The organism is Rhodococcus sp. AG1013 (assembly GCF_003350365.1).
In the GTDB taxonomy this organism is placed as follows: Bacteria; Actinomycetota; Actinomycetes; order Mycobacteriales; family Mycobacteriaceae; genus Prescottella.
The window spans coordinates 163,458-180,066 of the sequence record NZ_QQAT01000008.1; the positions used below are offsets into that span (position 1 = coordinate 163,458).

18 protein-coding genes and 1 pseudogene are annotated in these 16,609 nt (G+C 69.8%); 8 read left to right on the forward strand and 11 right to left on the reverse strand.

Going from position 1 to position 16,609, the window contains the following annotated elements; translation table 11 throughout:
* Positions 1 to 108 precede the first annotated feature (108 nt).
* Positions 109 to 660, forward strand: coding sequence for a GbsR/MarR family transcriptional regulator (locus DEU38_RS12680; protein ID WP_114721640.1), 552 nt, complete (start codon positions 109 to 111; stop codon positions 658 to 660).
* On the opposite strand, the gene DEU38_RS12685 is transcribed toward DEU38_RS12680, so the two are convergent.
* The 7 genes from DEU38_RS12685 to glnT form a co-directional block, all read right to left on the reverse strand.
* A complete protein-coding gene (locus tag DEU38_RS12685; protein ID WP_114721642.1) occupies positions 661 to 1,710 on the reverse strand; it encodes an iron-siderophore ABC transporter substrate-binding protein in 1,050 nt (349 codons plus the stop codon).
* Between the two features lie 83 nt (positions 1,711 to 1,793).
* Positions 1,794 to 2,171, reverse strand: a complete 378-nt coding sequence (locus tag DEU38_RS12690; protein ID WP_114721644.1) for a VOC family protein — start codon at positions 2,169 to 2,171, stop codon at positions 1,794 to 1,796.
* 16 nt (positions 2,172 to 2,187) lie between these two features.
* Positions 2,188 to 2,835, reverse strand: a complete 648-nt coding sequence (locus DEU38_RS12695) for an XRE family transcriptional regulator (RefSeq protein WP_114721646.1) — start codon at positions 2,833 to 2,835, stop codon at positions 2,188 to 2,190.
* Between the two features lie 155 nt (positions 2,836 to 2,990).
* The gene (locus tag DEU38_RS12700; RefSeq protein ID WP_114721648.1) at positions 2,991 to 4,340 is read right to left on the reverse strand and encodes an FMN-binding glutamate synthase family protein; all 1,350 of its coding nucleotides are present in this window, start codon (positions 4,338 to 4,340) and stop codon (positions 2,991 to 2,993) included.
* Positions 4,341 to 4,365: 25 nt separating this feature from the next.
* Entirely contained in the window at positions 4,366 to 5,061 is a 696-nt protein-coding gene (locus DEU38_RS12705; protein WP_114721650.1) for a protein glxC, read from the reverse strand.
* The gene (locus tag DEU38_RS12710; protein ID WP_114721652.1) at positions 5,049 to 5,945 is read right to left on the reverse strand and encodes a glutamine amidotransferase family protein; all 897 of its coding nucleotides are present in this window, start codon (positions 5,943 to 5,945) and stop codon (positions 5,049 to 5,051) included. Before DEU38_RS12710 ends, DEU38_RS12705 begins: the two co-directional genes overlap by 13 nt.
* Before the next feature lie 36 nt (positions 5,946 to 5,981).
* Positions 5,982 to 7,409, reverse strand: coding sequence for a type III glutamate--ammonia ligase (gene glnT / locus DEU38_RS12715; RefSeq protein ID WP_114721654.1), 1,428 nt, complete (start codon positions 7,407 to 7,409; stop codon positions 5,982 to 5,984).
* Between the two features lie 289 nt (positions 7,410 to 7,698).
* Between glnT and DEU38_RS12720 the strand changes: the two genes are divergently transcribed.
* From DEU38_RS12720 to DEU38_RS12740, 5 genes and pseudogenes are all read left to right on the forward strand, one after another.
* On the forward strand, positions 7,699 to 8,076 hold the full coding sequence (locus DEU38_RS12720) for an ethanolamine utilization protein (RefSeq protein WP_114721656.1): 378 nt from the start codon (positions 7,699 to 7,701) through the stop codon (positions 8,074 to 8,076).
* Between the two features lie 19 nt (positions 8,077 to 8,095).
* A complete protein-coding gene (locus DEU38_RS12725; RefSeq protein WP_114721658.1) occupies positions 8,096 to 8,602 on the forward strand; it encodes a dimethylamine monooxygenase subunit DmmA family protein in 507 nt (168 codons plus the stop codon).
* Between the two features lie 2 nt (positions 8,603 to 8,604).
* Positions 8,605 to 9,546: a PDR/VanB family oxidoreductase gene (locus tag DEU38_RS12730; protein ID WP_114721660.1), complete on the forward strand. Its 942-nt coding sequence runs from the start codon at positions 8,605 to 8,607 to the stop codon at positions 9,544 to 9,546.
* An 8-nt stretch (positions 9,547 to 9,554) separates the two neighbouring features.
* Positions 9,555 to 10,551 (forward strand): annotated as a pseudogene (locus DEU38_RS12735) (heme-dependent oxidative N-demethylase family protein).
* A gap of 70 nt (positions 10,552 to 10,621) precedes the next feature.
* On the forward strand, positions 10,622 to 11,233 hold the full coding sequence (locus tag DEU38_RS12740) for a CG0192-related protein (RefSeq protein ID WP_114721662.1): 612 nt from the start codon (positions 10,622 to 10,624) through the stop codon (positions 11,231 to 11,233).
* Positions 11,234 to 11,315: 82 nt separating this feature from the next.
* Here the strand turns inward: DEU38_RS12740 and DEU38_RS12745 are convergent, their stop codons facing one another.
* From DEU38_RS12745 to DEU38_RS12755, 3 genes are all read right to left on the reverse strand, one after another.
* Complete coding sequence (locus DEU38_RS12745) at positions 11,316 to 11,948, reverse strand: MBL fold metallo-hydrolase (protein WP_114721664.1); 633 nt, start codon at positions 11,946 to 11,948, stop codon at positions 11,316 to 11,318.
* Positions 11,945 to 13,033, reverse strand: coding sequence for an S-(hydroxymethyl)mycothiol dehydrogenase (locus DEU38_RS12750; protein ID WP_114721666.1), 1,089 nt, complete (start codon positions 13,031 to 13,033; stop codon positions 11,945 to 11,947). The genes DEU38_RS12745 and DEU38_RS12750 overlap by 4 nt, the downstream gene beginning before the upstream one ends.
* 140 nt (positions 13,034 to 13,173) lie before the next feature.
* Positions 13,174 to 14,436 carry a response regulator transcription factor family protein gene (locus tag DEU38_RS12755; RefSeq protein WP_114721668.1) on the reverse strand — a complete coding sequence of 421 codons (1,263 nt, stop codon included), beginning with the start codon at positions 14,434 to 14,436 and terminating at the stop codon, positions 13,174 to 13,176.
* A 138-nt stretch (positions 14,437 to 14,574) separates the two neighbouring features.
* On the opposite strand from DEU38_RS12755, the gene DEU38_RS28455 reads away from it, so the two are divergent.
* Positions 14,575 to 14,724 carry a hypothetical protein gene (locus tag DEU38_RS28455; RefSeq protein WP_181818764.1) on the forward strand — a complete coding sequence of 50 codons (150 nt, stop codon included), beginning with the start codon at positions 14,575 to 14,577 and terminating at the stop codon, positions 14,722 to 14,724.
* A gap of 115 nt (positions 14,725 to 14,839) precedes the next feature.
* Here the strand turns inward: DEU38_RS28455 and DEU38_RS12760 are convergent, their stop codons facing one another.
* Positions 14,840 to 15,061 carry a hypothetical protein gene (locus DEU38_RS12760; protein ID WP_258557853.1) on the reverse strand — a complete coding sequence of 74 codons (222 nt, stop codon included), beginning with the start codon at positions 15,059 to 15,061 and terminating at the stop codon, positions 14,840 to 14,842.
* Between the two features lie 62 nt (positions 15,062 to 15,123).
* On the opposite strand from DEU38_RS12760, the gene DEU38_RS12765 reads away from it, so the two are divergent.
* Positions 15,124 to 16,605: a PLP-dependent aminotransferase family protein gene (locus DEU38_RS12765; protein ID WP_114721670.1), complete on the forward strand. Its 1,482-nt coding sequence runs from the start codon at positions 15,124 to 15,126 to the stop codon at positions 16,603 to 16,605.
* The last annotated feature ends 4 nt before the right edge of the window (positions 16,606 to 16,609 follow it).

Below are 16,609 nucleotides of genomic sequence, written 5' to 3' on the forward strand. Positions count from 1 at the left end.
CTCTCCGAGGCGGGCAGCGGTCGCCCTGCCGTGTCGTGAGTCTCGGCCCGGACGTCGGCATAATGTTCGACGGCAAGGTACTTCGATGAATCGGGATTTCGAGGCGGCATGAGCGAGGACAGGAACACCGGACGCGGAGGTCCAGCGGAGGGAGAGGACTTCTCGCACTGGTTCGTCGAGAGTTTCGCCGACTACTGGCAGTCGGCCGGAGCGTCACGGATCGAGGGCCGCATCGCCGGGTACCTGCTCATCGACGAGTCGCCCGGGGTGACCGCCGAGGAGCTGGCCACCGAACTCGGTGCCAGTCGCGGTTCGGTCTCGACGTACGTCCGGCGGTTGATCGATCGCGGGTTCGTCAAAGTGATCCGCAAGCCGCGAGACCGAACTCATTACTACGCAATGGATTCGGACGTGTGGGGCGGATTCCTCGAGAACGAGCACGCGTACCTGGAGAACCAGCGCCGCCTCGCGACCGAGGCGCTTGCGCACACCGACCCGAAGGGGCCGGCGCACATCCGGGTGCTGAACATGCGGGACTACATGGGGTGGATCATCGACAACCGGATGCTCCGCAGCGAGTGGAACCGCTTCAAGGCCGAACGCGATGGGGGAGAACGCGACGGCGGAGCATCCGGTAGCGAGAATGCCGGAACGGCCTGACTAGTTGGCCTGGGCGGCGGGCTGGTCGAGCTTGGCGACCGCCTCGTCGATCATCGGCACGTAGCGTTCGAGCGACCACGGCACAGTCAGCGGATTGATCATCGACGAGCCGGTGACGAACGGTTGGTTCGTCGGGGCCACGACGGACCCGCGCGCGACGGCCGGAATCTGGGCGTACACCGGCTGTGCCTCGGTCTCGGCGCGGTTCGCCGGGTCCGAGTAGAACGTGAACAGCAGGTCCGAGTCCTTCAGCAGGTGCGCGTTCTCGAGCCCGATCACCGACGAGTCGGTGCCGTCGGTCTCCGGCAGGGTGTTCACGATCGGATCGACCTGCAGGCCGAGGCCGCGCACCATCGCGACCCGCTGCTCGTTCGGGAAGAACACGCCCAGCGTGCCGGGGCCGGTGTTGTAGATGAACGAGAACGAGACGTCGGCGTACTCGGGGTGCGCGGCAATGCTGTCGGCGAACTGGGACTTGATCTTCGCGATCTCCTGTTCGGCCTCGGCTGACTTGCCCATGGCCTTGCCGATCATCTTCATCTGGTCCTCCCACGTGATCGTCCACGCCTTCTCGGCGTAGGCGACGGTGGGGGCGAGGGTGGTGAGTGCGTCGTACTGCTGCTGCGTGATGCCCGACCACGGCGCGAGGATGAGGTCCGGATCGAGCGTGGCGACCGCCTCGATGTCGATCTCGCTGCCGCCGGTCAGCTGTACGGGAAGCTCCGCGCCACGCTCGGTGACCGCCTCGCGGATCCACGGCAGGTAGCCGGTCTCGTCGCTGCCCCACTTGTATTCCTCGACGCCGACCGGCACGGTGCCGAGCGCGATGGCGGTCTCGGCCGAGCCCATGCCGAGGGCGACGATGCGTTCGGGCTGCTCGGTGATGACCGCCTTGCCGAGGGCGTGTTCGATCGTGACGGTCTCGAAGTCGGTGCTGCCGGACTCGGCCGGCGACTCGCTCGAACTGCAGCCCGCCAGGACGAGGGCCGCGGCCACCAGGCCGGACAACAGTCCGGACCGGCGTGCGGTCCCGGATCGAGCGAATCTCATGGAGGAGCCTTCCGACGCGTGCGTCAGTGAGCATAGGCTTACCTTCATCGAAATTTCAACTCAATTGAAAGTTCGTGCTGTGATCACTCGCTCAACGGGCCCACGGGCAGACAGACGCAGAACGGATGTCCGGCCGGGTCGATCAGGACGCGGCTCACCGCGGGTGCGTACTGCTCGGGCGCGAGCCGTGCGCCGAGTTTCACGGACTCGACTACTGCGGCATCCAGATCGTCGACGACCACGTCGAGGTGAATCTGCTTGGGAAGTTCGCCGCCCGGCCAGGTGGGCGGCCGGTAACCCGGCACGCGCATGGCGGTGAGCAGGCCGCCGGCGAACCGGACGCTGACGTATCTCTCGCCCGAGCGGGAGATCTCTCCGCCGAGTAGGTCTCGCCAGAAGGCAGCCAGAGTCGGAGGGTCGGAACAGTCCAGAGTGATCGAACCCATTCGCGCTATCGCCATGGGGCGACGCTACCCGTCACTCCTGGTGATTGTCCGGGTACGCGGTGACGGCCAGGAAGCGGATCGGCAACTGCGCCAGTTCGTTCGGGCCGTGCAGGCCCTCGCCGTCGAGCAGCAGCGAGTCACCCGGACGCAGTCGGTACTCGCTCTCGCCGTGCCCGTAGACCATCTCGCCCTCGAGCATGTAGATCAGTTCGGTGCCGGGGTGCTGGAAGAGCGGGAACACCTCGCTGGCGTTGGTGAGCGTGACGAGCACCGGTTCGAGGCGCTTGTGCTGCCCGCGCAGGGCGCCGAGCAGTTCGTAGTGATGCCCGACCCGCGTGCCGCGGCCGACGATCACCGCGCCGTTGCCGGACTCGACGAACACCGCGTCCCGCGTGGTGTCGGCGCCGCGGAACAGGGACGTCACCGGCACATCCAGTCCCGCGGCCAGACGGGCGAGGGTCGAGAGACTGCAGGAGGTCTGCGCGTTCTCGATCTTCGACAGCATCGCCTTCGAGATGCCGACCCGCGCGGCCATGTCGCCCACCGACAGCCCGCTCGCCAGGCGCAGCTTGCGGACCTGCGCCGCGATGACGCGTTCGAGGTCGACGCCGGTGGGGGTGTCGGCCGGCACCTCGCGCTCGGTGGTGTCGCGGTGCACGGGGCGCTGGGACGGGCTCATTGCCTCACAGTAGCGCCCCGTCCACTGTCGGTGGACGGGGCGCGGTGGTCGGGCGGTGAGCGTTGTGGAGGGTGCCGGCACCGCAAAGGTTCTGTCGGCATCGCACACCTTTTCAGTACTGAATACCTATGCACGCCGGCAAAAGGTGTGCGACGTCAGAGCTGACCGGGAATCCAGCTCGTCCCGGCCAGCGGCACCCGGGCCATCGCCGACGCCTCGATGGTGAGTGCGACGAGGTCCTGCGGTTCGAGGTTGCGCAGGTGCGACTTCCCGCACGCGCGGGCGAGGGTCTGCGCCTCCATCGTGAGCACTCGCAGGTAGTTCGCGAGCCGGCGTCCGCCCTCGACGGGGTCGAAGTTCTGCTGTAGCTCGGGATCCTGCGTGGTGATCCCGGCGGGGTCGCGGCCGGCCTGGAAGTCGTCGTAGAAGCCCGCCGACGACCCGATCGCCTCGTACTGCCTCTGGAAGCGGGGATGGTTGTCGCCCAGCGCGATCAGCGCGGCGGTGCCGATCGCGACGGCGTCCGCGCCGAGGGCCATCGCCTTCGCGACGTCGGCGCCCGAGCGGATGCCGCCCGACACGATCAACTGCACCCCGCCGGATCCCCCCGTCGCTCCGCTCGCCCCGCGCCGATGGACGTCCATCTCCTGCAGCGCCTGCACGGCCTGCGGGATCGCGGCGAGCGTCGGGATGCCGACGTGCTCGATGAACACGTCCTGCGTCGCGGCGGTGCCGCCCTGCATGCCGTCGACGACGATGACGTCGGCTCCGGCCTTCACCGCGAGCTTGACGTCGTAGTACGTGCGGGTGGCGCCGACCTTGACGTAGATCGGCTTCTCCCAGCCGGTGATCTCGCGGAGTTCGATGATCTTGATGGCGAGGTCGTCCGGCCCGGTCCAGTCCGGGTGCCGGCACGCGCTGCGCTGGTCGACGCCGACGGGCAGCGTCCGCATCCCCGCGACGCGGTCGGTGATCTTCTGCCCCAGCAGCATTCCGCCACCGCCCGGCTTGGCGCCCTGCCCGAGGACGACTTCGATCGCGTCGGCCTTGCGCAGGTCGTCGGGATTCATGCCGTACCGCGACGGCAGGTACTGGTACACAAGGTTCTTGGACTGGCCGCGTTCCTCGGGCGTCATGCCGCCGTCGCCGGTGGTGGTGGAGGTGCCGACCTCGCTGGCCCCACGGCCCAGGGCCTCCTTCGCCCGCCCGGACAGCGCGCCGAAGCTCATGCCCGCGATGGTGATCGGGATATCCAGGTGCAGAGGGAACTTCGCGTGCCGATCGCCGAGCACCACGTCGGTGTCGCAGCGTTCGCGGTAGCCCTCGAGCGGATAGCGCGACATCGAGGCGCCGAGGAACAGCAGGTCGTCGAAGTGGGGGAGCTTGCGCTTGGCACCCCAACCGCGGATGTCGTAGATGCCGGTGTCGGCGGCGCGCTGGATCTCGTGGATGACGTCGCGGTCGAACGTCGCGGATTCGCGCAGGCCGGGGGTGTGCGTGGTCATTCGGGCCTCCTGGGGGTGGCGCGCGTCAGTAGGACGAGGCGTTGTCGACGTGGAAGTTGTAGAGCCGGCGGGCCGAGCCGTACCGGCTGAATTCGGTGGGGTCGGCGTCGAATCCGGCCGCGCCCAGTAGTTCTCGCAGTTCGGTGAGGTGCTCGTCGCGCATTTCCTTCTTGATGCAATCGGCGCCGAGCGAGGCGACGGTGCCGCGCACGTAGATGCGGGCCTCGTACAGCGAATCGCCCAGGGCCTCACCGGCGTCGCCGAGGACGACGAGGCGTCCGGCCTGTCCCATGAACGCGCTCATGTGGCCGATGCTGCCGCCGACGACGATGTCGACGCCCTTCATCGAGATGCCGCACCGGGCGGCGGCGTTGCCCTCGATCACCAGCAGCCCGCCGTGCGCGGTGGCACCCGCGGACTGGGACGCGTCGCCGGTGACGCGGACGGTGCCGGACATCATGTTCTCGGCGACACCGACGCCCGCGTTGCCGTCGACGACGACGTTCGCCTGCTGGTTCATCCCGGCCGCGTAGTAGCCGACGTGGCCCTCGATGCGGACGTCGATCGGAGCGTCCAGACCGCATGCCAGGGCATGTGCGCCTGCGGGTTCGACGACGGTGACGGCCGCGGGGGCTGCGGTCGACTGCAGCGCGGCGTTGAGTTCGCGGGTGCCGATCTCCGACACGTCGTACGTGGTCGGGGTGGCGGTCAGCGGTGCCATACGTAAACCTCTTCCGGCTCGGGTTCGAAGATGCGGGCGTCGGCGATGCCGGGCAGGCCGGCCAGGGCGCGGTACTCGGACGCCATCGCGACGTACCGGTCGTGCTCGGCGATGATCGCGGGCTTGCATGCGATGGGATCGCGCACGACGGCGAAGGAGTCCTCGGTGGACACCAGTAGGGTGTAGAAGCCGTCGAAGCGCTCGCCGAGCAGGCGCAGTGCCTTCTCGAGGTCGACGCCCTCGGCGAGTTGCTTCGCGACGAAGCGGGCACCGACCTCGGTGTCGTTCTCGCTGTCGAACGCGACGCCCTCGGCCTCGAGCTCGCGCTTGACGCTCAGGTGATTGGAGAACGAGCCGTTGTGGACCAGGCACTGGTCGGGGCCGACGGCGAACGGGTGCGAACCCGCTGCGGTGACAGCGGATTCGGTGGCCATCCGGGTGTGCGCGACGCCCTGCCAGCCGGATGTCTGCGGCAGTCCGAACCGGTGCGCGAGATCGACGGGGTCGCCCATGCCCTTGAGCACCGCGACGTCGTCGCCGAACCCGATGAGGATGGCGCCGGGGGCCTCACCCAGTGCCGCGTCGGCCAGTGCCGAGGCCGGAACCGGCGCGTGCAGCACCGCGTTCGGTCCGGCGCCGATGCCGACGACCGTGGTGCCGAGCGCGCTCCCGACCGCGGCGGCCAACGCCTCCGCACTGACGCCGGCGTCGAGCAGGGTAACGGTCGCGTGCCCGGGCGGCGACCACGTGGGGTCACCGTAGATGGCCATCCCGGCCGAGTCCGGCCCGCGGTCCACCATCTGGCCCAGCATCCCCGTGAGTAGCTCACCGAGTTTCGGGTACAGCGAGGGCTCCCGCAGATGGAGCCCGACGATTCCGCACATATGTTGTCTCCCTTGGATGTCAGATGCTGGCGGTGGTCAGAACGCGGTCAGGTAGCTGTCCACTTCCCACGGCGTCACCGTGTTGTGCCAGTCGAAGAACTCGTCACGCTTGAGGGCAGTGAAGTAGTTGGCGACACCCGCCCCGGCCGCGTCCAGCGCGCCGGTCACGACGATGTCCGCGGCGAGGGCGTCCATCGCGTGCAGCAGCGTCATCGGCAGGACGTCGGCGCCGGAGCCGCTCCCCGCCGTGCCGGGGTCGATGCCGCTCCCCGCCGTGCCGGGGTCGATGCCACTGCCCGGCTCGCCGGGGTCGATGCCGCGGCGGATCCCGTCGAGCCCGGCCGCGACGGTCGCGGCGGACGCGAGGTACGGGTTGGCGGAGCCGTCGCCGCCGCGCAGCTCCACCCGGTTGCCGTCGGGCACGCGCAGGTAGTGGGTGCGGTCGTTGCCGCCGTACGTGGGCCGCCGTGGCGACCACGTCGCGCCGCTGCTGGTGGACAGCGCACCGGTCCGCTTGTAGGAGTTCACCGTCGGCGCCAGCACGCCCTGCAGCGCGCAGGCGTGGTCGAGGAGACCGCCGATGAACGAGTACGCGGTGCTCGACAGGCCCAGGCCGCGGGGGTCGGCGGCGTCCGGGAACACCGGGGAGCCGTCGCGCCACAGCGACAGGTGCATGTGCATGCCGCTGCCGGTGCGGTCGGCGAACGGTTTGGGCATGAACGTCGCCGTCATGCCGCGCTGTTCGGCAAGCACCGAGATGAGGTAGCGCAGGGTCATGACGCGGTCGGCGGTGGTGAGGGCGTCGGCGTACTGGAAGTTCTGTTCGAACTGGCCGTTGCCGTCCTCGTGGTCGTTGGCGTAGTTGCCCCAGCCCAGCTGGTTCATCGCGGCCGAGATCGCGGTGAGGTGTTCGTACATGCGGGTGACGTCGCGGGCGTCGTAGCAGGGTCGGCGGGAGGTGTCGAGGGCGTCGGCGGTGCGCAGCACCCCGTGCTCGTCGCGGTCGACGAGGAAGTATTCGATCTCGGTGCCGATCTTGACGTCCAGGCCCAGTTCGGCGGCCTGCGCGAGCACCTTTCGCAGAATCACCCGCGGCGCGAACGGCCAGGGGGTGCCCTCGACGTGCGGGTCGCAGTGCACCAGCGCGAGACCGGGCCGGACGAACGGGATCGGGGTGAAGGACGTGAGGTCGGGGATCGCGACCAGATCGGGGTCTTGTGGCTGCTGGCCCATCGCCGCGGCGGCGTAGCCGGCGAATCCGACGCCGTCGTGCTGGAGTTCGTCGGCCGCTTCGACCGGGACGAGCTTGGCGCACGGCTTGCCGGTGAGGTTGGTGAACACCGCGAGGATGAAGCGGGTGTCGGTGGCCCGGGCCAGCGCGGCGAGGTCGGCGTGCGCGGGGGCGTCCGGTGTCGCGGTGGCCGGCAGGCGCATCACGGTCAGATCGGCGGGGTCGAGCGCCATGTGGACTCCTCGGGATTCGACGACGAGTGTTTCATTAGGTGAATCGGTGTCGCATGTCAGGAAACATGCCGTCGATGACGGCCACGTTACGGGTGAGTGAGGTTGTCGTGACGGCCGGGTCGGGGCGGTGCGTACGGGGATGGCGGGCTGGGAACTGTTGTGACGAAGGAGGATTCGGTTGCAAGGGTTAACCGGCATGTAATCGCTTCCGGGTTTCATCTCATTACTGTGCGTTTCACTCCAGCGATCGGCGCCCCCTACTACTGTCGCCGCACCACGAGGAGCAGACATGTCCGACACCGCCACCACGCCCGCGTTCCGGGTCACCCCGGACTTCTGGAAGTCGCTGCCGCAGATGCCCCGGACGGAGTTCCCCGGCACCGAGGGCTACATCGCCGACGTCTACCCCAACCCCGACGGGTCGGCGATGGCCGCCGGCTACTTCGAGCTGGTCCACACCGACGCGCCGCTCGACTACGTCTACGAGTACGACGAGATGAAGGTGGTGCTCGACGGCCGGTTCCGGCTCGAGAACCTCGACACCGGCCAGGTGGAGGAGGCGGGGCCACACGATGCGATCTTCTTCCCGGCGGGCTCCCGGATCCGGTTCACCACCCCCGACCGCGCACTGGCGTTCTACGTCGGCCTGCGCTCGTTCGCACCCTAGGCGCGACATGAGTGTCTGCATGGAAACCACCAGCGTGCCGCGGTGGGGCATCGAGGCGCGGGCCCTCACCGACGCCGGGCGCACCGTCACGGTCCTGTCGTTCGGCGGGGCCGCCGAGGCGCGGGCGCGGGTGCTCGTCGCGGGCTTCGCCGGACGGCGCGTCAGCTGGCTGCGAATGCCGCCCGGGTGGACGGCGGGCGCCGAGGCCGTCCTGGGTCGCGAGTTGGCGGCGGCCCGCGTCGGATGGCGCCTGGTCCTGGTCGGCGACGAGGTGACGGTGCTGCAGGCGCGGGCGCTGGCCACCGCCGCCGGCGCGCTGGACCAGGAGATCCTCTCCGACGTGGTCGGCACCGACCTGCGGCGCGTGTACTGCGCGCACTGCCATCAGGTGCACGCCACGGACTCGGCGCCGGGCGAGCGCTGCACGTGCCTCACCTGCGGCGCCACGCTCGTCGTCTACCACCACGTCTCGCGCCGTCACGGCGCCTATCTCGGATACATGTGCGATGCGGAGGAACGCCCTTGACGATGCTCGTAGTCGGCTCGCTCGCCGACCTCACCGACGACGTCCGGCACCTGCGTCTCGTCGACCCCGCCGGCGCGGCGCTGCCGTCGTACGCTCCCGGCAGTCACGTCGTCCTCGCGTGCGGCTTCGGGGCGGACGGACGTCCGCGGCGGAACTCGTACTCGCTCACCGGGTCCGGGGTGGAGCCCGGCGCCTACTCGATCTCGGTTCGCCGTGACGACGCCGGCCGCGGCGGGTCGCTGTATATCCACGCCCTGAGTCTCGGCGAGAGCGTCGAGGTGAGTCGTCCGCGCAGCGCGTTCGCGCCGGTGTCGACCGCCCGGCATCACGTGCTGGTCGCGGGCGGGATCGGGGTCACGCCGATCCTCTCGCACGCCCGGGCGGCCGCGCGGTGGGGACGCTCGTTCGAGGTGCACTACGTGTTCCGGGACGGCGACGGTCCACACCTCGACGATCTCGGCAGGCTGTGCGGCAACCGTTTACGGGCCTATCGGGGCGCGGACGAGCTGTGGTCGGCGCTGGGGCCCGCCCTGCTCGACCGCCCGCTCGGCACCCACCTCTACACGTGCGGTCCCGCGCCGCTGATCGACGAGGTGAGCCGTCGAGCGCGCGCCGCGGGCTGGCCGCCGCAACGAATCCATCACGAACACTTCGGGATCGCCGACCTGGATCCGGGAACGGCCTTCACCGTCCGGTTGCGGCGCACCGGCGTCGACGTCGACGTGCCGTCCGGGACGAGCATGATCGACGCGCTGGAACGGCGCGGGGTGGCGGTGCCGAGCCTGTGCCGTCAGGGTGTGTGCGGCGAATGCCGTGTCCCGGTTGCCGCGGGTGCCGTCGCACACCGCGATCTCTATCTGACCGACGACGAGAAGGCTGCGGGTGACTGTGTGATGCCGTGTGTGTCCCGTGCCGGAGGACCCCGATCGGAGCTGGAACTGTGAGTACCGCAATGGATTCCCGAGTGCCGCCGCGGGTGGCCGCCTTCCCGTTCCCGTTCCCCCGCGACACCTACCGCTACAGCACCAACGTCGAGCCCGCCGGCGGCCGCGCGGTGACCGCCGCGGGTGGCTGGGGCGAGCACGTCGTCGACGTCGACGAGCGCTAATCTGACCGAACTCGCCGAACGCGACCGCATCCTGGCGGCGGATCCCACCCGGTTCCAGGCGTTGCCGCACATGGAGATCGCGCAGTGGGACGCGATGCTCACGATCATGCGGTCGCTGGCGGCGTCGTATCCGAGGGTGATGTCGCTCGAGCGTGACGGCGGGATCTGGCGGTGGACCAACCACGCCCTCGACCTCGAGCAGGCGTTCGTGCACGGGGAACGGGCGACGCTGCCGGAGCCGCCGCTGCGGTTCATCGGCCGGCAGATCCAGGAGGACGTCGTGCTGCTCGACCAGCGCGAGGGGCAGCTGTGGGGCGACGCGGGCCTGGTGACGTTCGCGGCCGACTGGTCGCTACGGTTCGACGTCGGCATGAGCTTCCTGCAGATCCACGGCCCCGTCCCACGGATCCACGCCGAGGGCGTGGTCACGCGAGCGCAGAGCTTCCTGATGCGGCTCGAGACGGGACAGCAGTTCCGGCGGACCAACTGGACGCTCACGGTCGACGGCCGGCTCGACACCTCCACCGAGACGTACCCGGAGTGGGGGCGGGACCGGCGGACGCTCGCGGACGGTCCGCTCGCAGAGGTGGGGGAGCGGCTGCACCTGCGGGTGGAGGTGCAGCACCTGATCCGCCTCGGCGCCTCGGGCGCGATCATGTTCCTGGTCCGCACCCACATGCTGCCGTTCACCGACATCGTGCTGGTCCCCGAGTGGGCGCAGCGGGTGCACGCCGTCCTGTCCGAGCTGCCCGACGACATGGCCGAGTACAAGGGCATCCCCCGGATCCGGCAGCCCGGCATCGACTGGCTGGCCCGCTACGGCGTCCGATTCGGGAGCTGAAGGGACCGTTCGTACGCTGCGCGCGCACGAACGGACCCTTCAGCCAGGGGCGGCGGTTACGATCGGCCACATGGCCATCCTGCATGCCGCACAGCTGTCGCCCTCCAAGCCCGAACTGATCGCAGCCTGGATGCCGGCGGCGCCCTACTACTCGGGCGGGACGCCCACGCTCACGCCGGTCGGTGCGTACCGCTTCGACGATCCCGCCGGCGAGGTCGGCATCGAGACGCACCTGGTGCGCGACGCCGACGGCACGATCTACCAGGTGCCCCTGACCTACCGCTCGGCGCCGCTCGCGGGGGCACGGTTGGCGGGCGAGATGGAGCACTCGGTGCTCGGGCACCGCTACGTGTACGACGCCACCACCGACCCCGTCTACGTGCAGCAGTTACTCGCGACGATCTACGGCGGTGGCCGTGAGGTGGAACAGTACGTCGAGGTCGAGGGCTCCGAGCCGAGGCTGATCGACAACACCGCCTACGCGTCGGGCAGCGGTGTGACCGGCGCCCCGACGCCCACCGTCACCGGTGTCGGCGTCGCCGCGGACGGCCCGGACACCGTGATCAGTGCGGGTGGGACCACCGTCGTGGTGCACCACCGCCCGCTCGATGTCGAGCCGGGCGGGCCGGTCCTGCAGGGCGAATGGGACGGCGGCCGAGGAGTTTTCGCGTCGGTGCGCTGACACCGGCTCCCCCCGGATAGCAGAATGTCACATACGTTCAGTTGGACTGAACGTATGTGACATTCGGTCACGCGAGGGGCGGTCAGTTGCCCCGCGCGATCCACTCCTCGAGGTGCGGCGACTCGGTGCCGAGGGTGGTGCCGTCGCCGTGCCCGGTGTGCACGCGGGTCTCGGCGGGCAGCGCGAACAGCTTGTCGCGGATCGACCCGATGATCGTCGGGAAGTCCGAGAACGAGCGGCCGGTGGCGCCCGGACCCCCGGAGAACAGGGTGTCGCCGGAGAACAGCTCGCCGGCCTCGGGCAGGTACAGGCACGTCGAGCCGGGAGAGTGGCCCGGGGTGTGGATGGCCTGGATTTCGGTGCCCGCCACGGCGATCCGCTGACCGTCCTCGAGCGCCTGGTGTCGGACACCCGGGTGGGTCATCTGCCACAGGACGTCGTCGGCCGGGTTCAGCAGGATCGGCGCGTCCAGCTTCTCGGCCAGCTCCGGTGCGACGGTGACGTGGTCGTTGTGACCGTGCGTGCACACGATCCCGACCACCTTGCGGCCGCCGACGGCGTCGATGATCGGCTGCGCGGTGTGCGCGGCGTCGATCACCACCACCTCGTCGTCGTCACCGACGAGCCAGATGTTGTTGTCGACATCCCAGGTGCCGCCGTCGAGTTCGAACGTTCCCGACGTGACGACGCGGTCGACGCGCAACGCGCCGCTCACAGGACCACCACCGAGCGCAGCACCTCGCCGCGGTGCATCGTCTCGAACGCCTGCTCGACGTCCTCGAGCTTGATCCGCTCGGTCACGAACTTCTCGAGCGGCAGGCGACCCTGCTGGTACAGGTCGACGAGCATCGGGAAGTCGCGCTCGGGCAGGCAGTCGCCGTACCACGACGACTTGAGCGAGCCGCCGCGCGAGAAGAAGTCGACCAGCGGCATCTCGAGCGTCATGTCCGGGGTGGGCACGCCGACGAGGACGACGGTGCCGGCGAGATCGCGCGCGTAGAACGCCTGCTTCCAGGTCTCGGGGCGGCCGACGGCGTCGACCACGACGTCGGTGCCGAAGCCGTCGGTGAGTTCCTGGATCGCCTCGACGACGTCGTCGACCTTCGACACGTCGACGGTGTGGGTGGCGCCGAGTTCGACGGCCCACTCGAGCTTCTTGGCATCACGGTCGATCGCGATGATCTTGTTCGCGCCGGCCAGACGCGACCCCATGATCGCGGCGTCGCCGACGCCGCCGCAGCCGATCACGGCCACCGAGTCGCCGCGGGTGACGTTGCCGGTGTTCATGGCGGCACCCATGCCGGCCATGACGCCGCAGCCGAGCAGGCCGACGACGGCCGGATCGGCGGTGGGATCGACCTTGGTGCACTGCCCGGCATGGACGAGGGTCTTGTCGGCGAACGCACCGATGCCCAGGGCCGGCGTCAGTTCGGTGCCGTCCTCGAGGGTCATCTTCTGCTTGGCGTTGTGCGTGTCGAAACAGTACTGCGGGCGACCGCGCTTGCAGGCACGGCACTTTCCGCACACCGCACGCCAGTTGAGTACGACGAAGTCGCCGACCTCGACGGTGTCGACACCCTCGCCGACGGCCTCGACGATGCCCGCCGCCTCGTGTCCGAGGAGGAACGGGAACTCGTCGTTGATGCCGCCGTCACGGTAGGTGAGGTCGGTGTGGCACACGCCGCACGCCGCGATCGCGACGACGGCCTCGCCCGGTCCGGGATCCGGAATCGTGATGTTCACGAGTTCGACGGGCGCATCCTTCGAGCGGGCGATGACGCCCCGTACCTGCTGCGGCATGGTTTCTCCACTCCATTCGGTCGACGTGAACACGGGCGCACACATGGTGGGGTGCGCATCCCACTACGAGGCTAGCCATGAGCGGGCGGCCCCGGGACTGGTCGAGCGGAGGGGTGAACCTGGCCGAACGGTCAGGTCGGTCAGGGGATCGGCCGAATACCGGCCTCGCCACCGAGGGCGGCGGCCTCGGCCCTGGTTGCGACGTCGAGCTTGCGCAGAACGCCCGCGACGTGGAACTTCACCGTGCTCTCGCTGACGCCGAGCCGATCGGCGATGACCCGGTTGCGACGTCCCGCCACCAGGTGCCCCAGTACCTCGAGTTCGCGGGGGCCGAGGTCGGTGAGCGCATGGTGCGCGGTGGGTGCCGTCGGCGCGTGCAGCGGCAGTGCCGCGACCACCCGCGAACCCCAGCCGGGCGTCGACTCGATCTCCACGGTCCCGCCCAGGGTTTCGACGCGGGGACGCAGTTGCCTGTCCAGGTCTGCGATGTCGGCCAGGCCGTGGCCGTCGTCGCGGATGTCCACCACCAGTTCGGTCTCCGGGCAGGTCCAGGCGACCCGGATCCGGCCGACGTCTCCCTGCGCGGACAACGCGAGTACCGCGCCGCGGACGACGGCGCGGGCCGCGTGGGCCACCTCGCCGGGGACGGCGCATCCGGCCACCGGCGGCTCCACCAGGTCCAGGTCGAGGTTCCGGTGGCGCAGTAGTCCGCGCAGTTCACCGCGGAGGCGGGCGAACGCGGTGACGACGGATTCCTCGGCGAACTCCCGGTGCGTGTCCACCGAGGTCCGCAGACCGATCAGGGCCGCCGACGCCGTTTCGCGCGCCGCCGCGCGGGCGCGGGTGTCGTCGAGGTCGTTGGACCGCAGCGTCGAGAGCAGCGTCTCGAGCGTGGTCGCGTGCACCTCGGTGAGTTCGGCGATGGTGCGGGCCCGCTCGGCGGAGGCCGCCCGGGACTCGGCGAGGTAGGCGGGGCTGGCGCCCTGCACCTGCAACTGGATACCGGTCGCGACCAGCCCGAACATGGCTCGGACGGACTCGAGTGGCACCGTCCGGGACAGCGGGCCGCGCGGAACCACGACCAGCAGGGTGTCGGTGTGGTCGAGGATCGCGTACACGTCGCGGGAGCTCCCCGCGATGGTTGCGCGGCCGCGGTGGATCTGACCGTGTTCGAGATCGGCTCGCAGGGAATCCAATTCGGCGATCGTCACCCGATCGACGATGTTCGGGTCGCCGGCAATCTTGCGGGGACGGCCCGTGCACTCGCGCGTGAAGATCACCAGGGCCGTGTGGGGAACCGTCTCGGTGAGCAGCGTCGAGAACCGGCGTCCGATGTCGGAGAGCCGCCCCACCAGAACATCGCGCAGGCCGTCCAGCAGGGTTTCGGTTCCGGTCTCGCTCACCTGGCCACGATATCGGGACGGCGGGTGGGCCGTCCCGACCCACCCGCCGCTGTCCCCACCAGGGTGGGTCAGGAACCGAAGGGCCATTGCAGCGAGCCGAACGACGGCAGCTCGAGCGATCCGAGGACGGTGCCGACCGTGACCGGAAGAATCCCGCCCGCAGCCAAGGACACGGCGGCGCTGAGCGATGCCTTCACTCCCGTCTCGGTGAGCGTGCTGGGCACGGTGACCGCCACTGTGGTCGCCACGTCCGGCGTCGTGGCGGTGATGGTGCCGGAGTGCCGTTGATCGAGAACCGAACGGTGCCACCGGAAACGTGGTTTCAGGGAATCGGGGTGAGTGGCCTGATTGATCGGTACTGGTGTGGCTACCGACGTGTCGAGTCGGTCGGGCCTCGGCCCGATCAGTCCAGTCTCGAAATACTGGACTGATCGATGCTGGAGGAGGGCTCGGGGCGCGGTTCGTCGGGTCGCCGAGCTTCGGCGGTGTCGAGGATGCCTGCCAAAGGTGCTGCGGGGCGAAACTGTTCGGGCCGAAACGGGCCCCTCTCGTGCTCCCCGGGCGCGTACCGGTAGACGAACGCGGCCAGGGCAGCGATGCAGAGGAAGGTGATCAGAGTGCTCATGAGCACGATTCTGGGAAGAAGTGGCGTTGAAATGAACGGCCAGTATGCGAATACTGGACCGCATGATGATGCATGCACTCGGTGCCCGGGCGGTGGCGCGCGACCTCGGCGCCTGGCAGGACGAGTCCGGACGGCGCACGTCGCGCCCCGCGTACCGGGCCCTGGCCGACGGCATCCGACTGCTCGTGCACGACGGTCGCGTTCCGTTGGGGACGGCGCTGCCGAGCGAACGTGAATTCGCGTCGGAGTTGAACGTGAGTCGCACGACGATCACCACGGCGTACGCGGTGCTGCGCGACGAGGGCTATCTGGTGAGCCGGCAGGGATCGCGCAGCACCGTGACCCTGCCGGCCGCCGTCGACTCGGACCGGAGGAGGGTCCACGCCCATCTGCCGGTGCCCGAGGGTGTCGGGGTGGACCTCAGCTACGCCGCCATGGTGGCTCCGGCGGAGGAGATCAGTGAGGCTTACAGCGCTGCGCTGCAGTCTCTTCCGCCGTTCCTCGAGACCCACGGCATGGAGCCGGTGGGGATAACGGTGCTGCGGGAGGCGGTCGCGGCACGCTACCGCGCCCGGGGCCTCGACACCGACGTCTCACAGATCATGATCACCTCGGGTGCCCAGCACGCCCTGCGGCTCCTGCTGGGCGTCCTCACCGCTCCGGGGGAGCGGGTGCTGGTCGACCATCCGACGTACCCCAATGCGCTCGAGGCGATCCGGCGGGTGGGTGCACGCCCGGTTCCGGTGCCGGTGCGACCGGAGGGAGGTGCGGCCCGCGCCTGGGATCTGGGCGGGATCCGAAGCGCCGCACGGCAGACCGCCGCCCGGATGGCGTACCTGCTGCCGGACTTCCACAATCCGACAGGCCTGTGTCTGGACGCGCCGGGCCGGGCCGAACTGGCCCGGATCGCCCACGAGACCCGGATGACCCTCGTCGTCGACGAGACGATGGTCGACGTCTGGCTGGATGCGCCACCGCCACCCCCGGTCGCGTCGTTCGCGCGCGGCGCCGGGGACTCCGACGTCGTGACGGTCGGCTCCGTCTCCAAATCGCACTGGGGCGGATTGCGGGTCGGCTGGATCCGGGCCAATCCGGAACTCATCACGCGCCTGGTGGGTTCGCGGTCTGCGCTGGATCTGGGAACCCCGGTCATGGACCAGTTGGCCGCCGTGCGCCTGCTCCAACGGGGCGACGCCCCGATCGAGGTCCGCCGGGAACAGTTGCGCACACAGCGCGCCGCACTGCTCGACGAGCTGTCGGCCCGCCTACCGGACTGGGTTCCCACGGTCGGCACCGGGGGGATGTCGCTGTGGCTGCGGATGCCCGAACCGGTATCGACGGCGCTGGCCGCGACCGCGCCGAGCCATGGTGTGATCCTGGCGGCCGGAACGCGTTTCGGTGTAGAGGGCGCGTTCGAACGGTTCGTCCGGCTGCCTTACGCGCGACCGGTCGACGAACTCCGGCGCGCGGTGGCCGGCGTCGCGGCGGCCTACGACGCGCTCGGCGTGGCGCGCGAGCCCGCCGAGCCCGCGCTGGTGGTGTGAACGA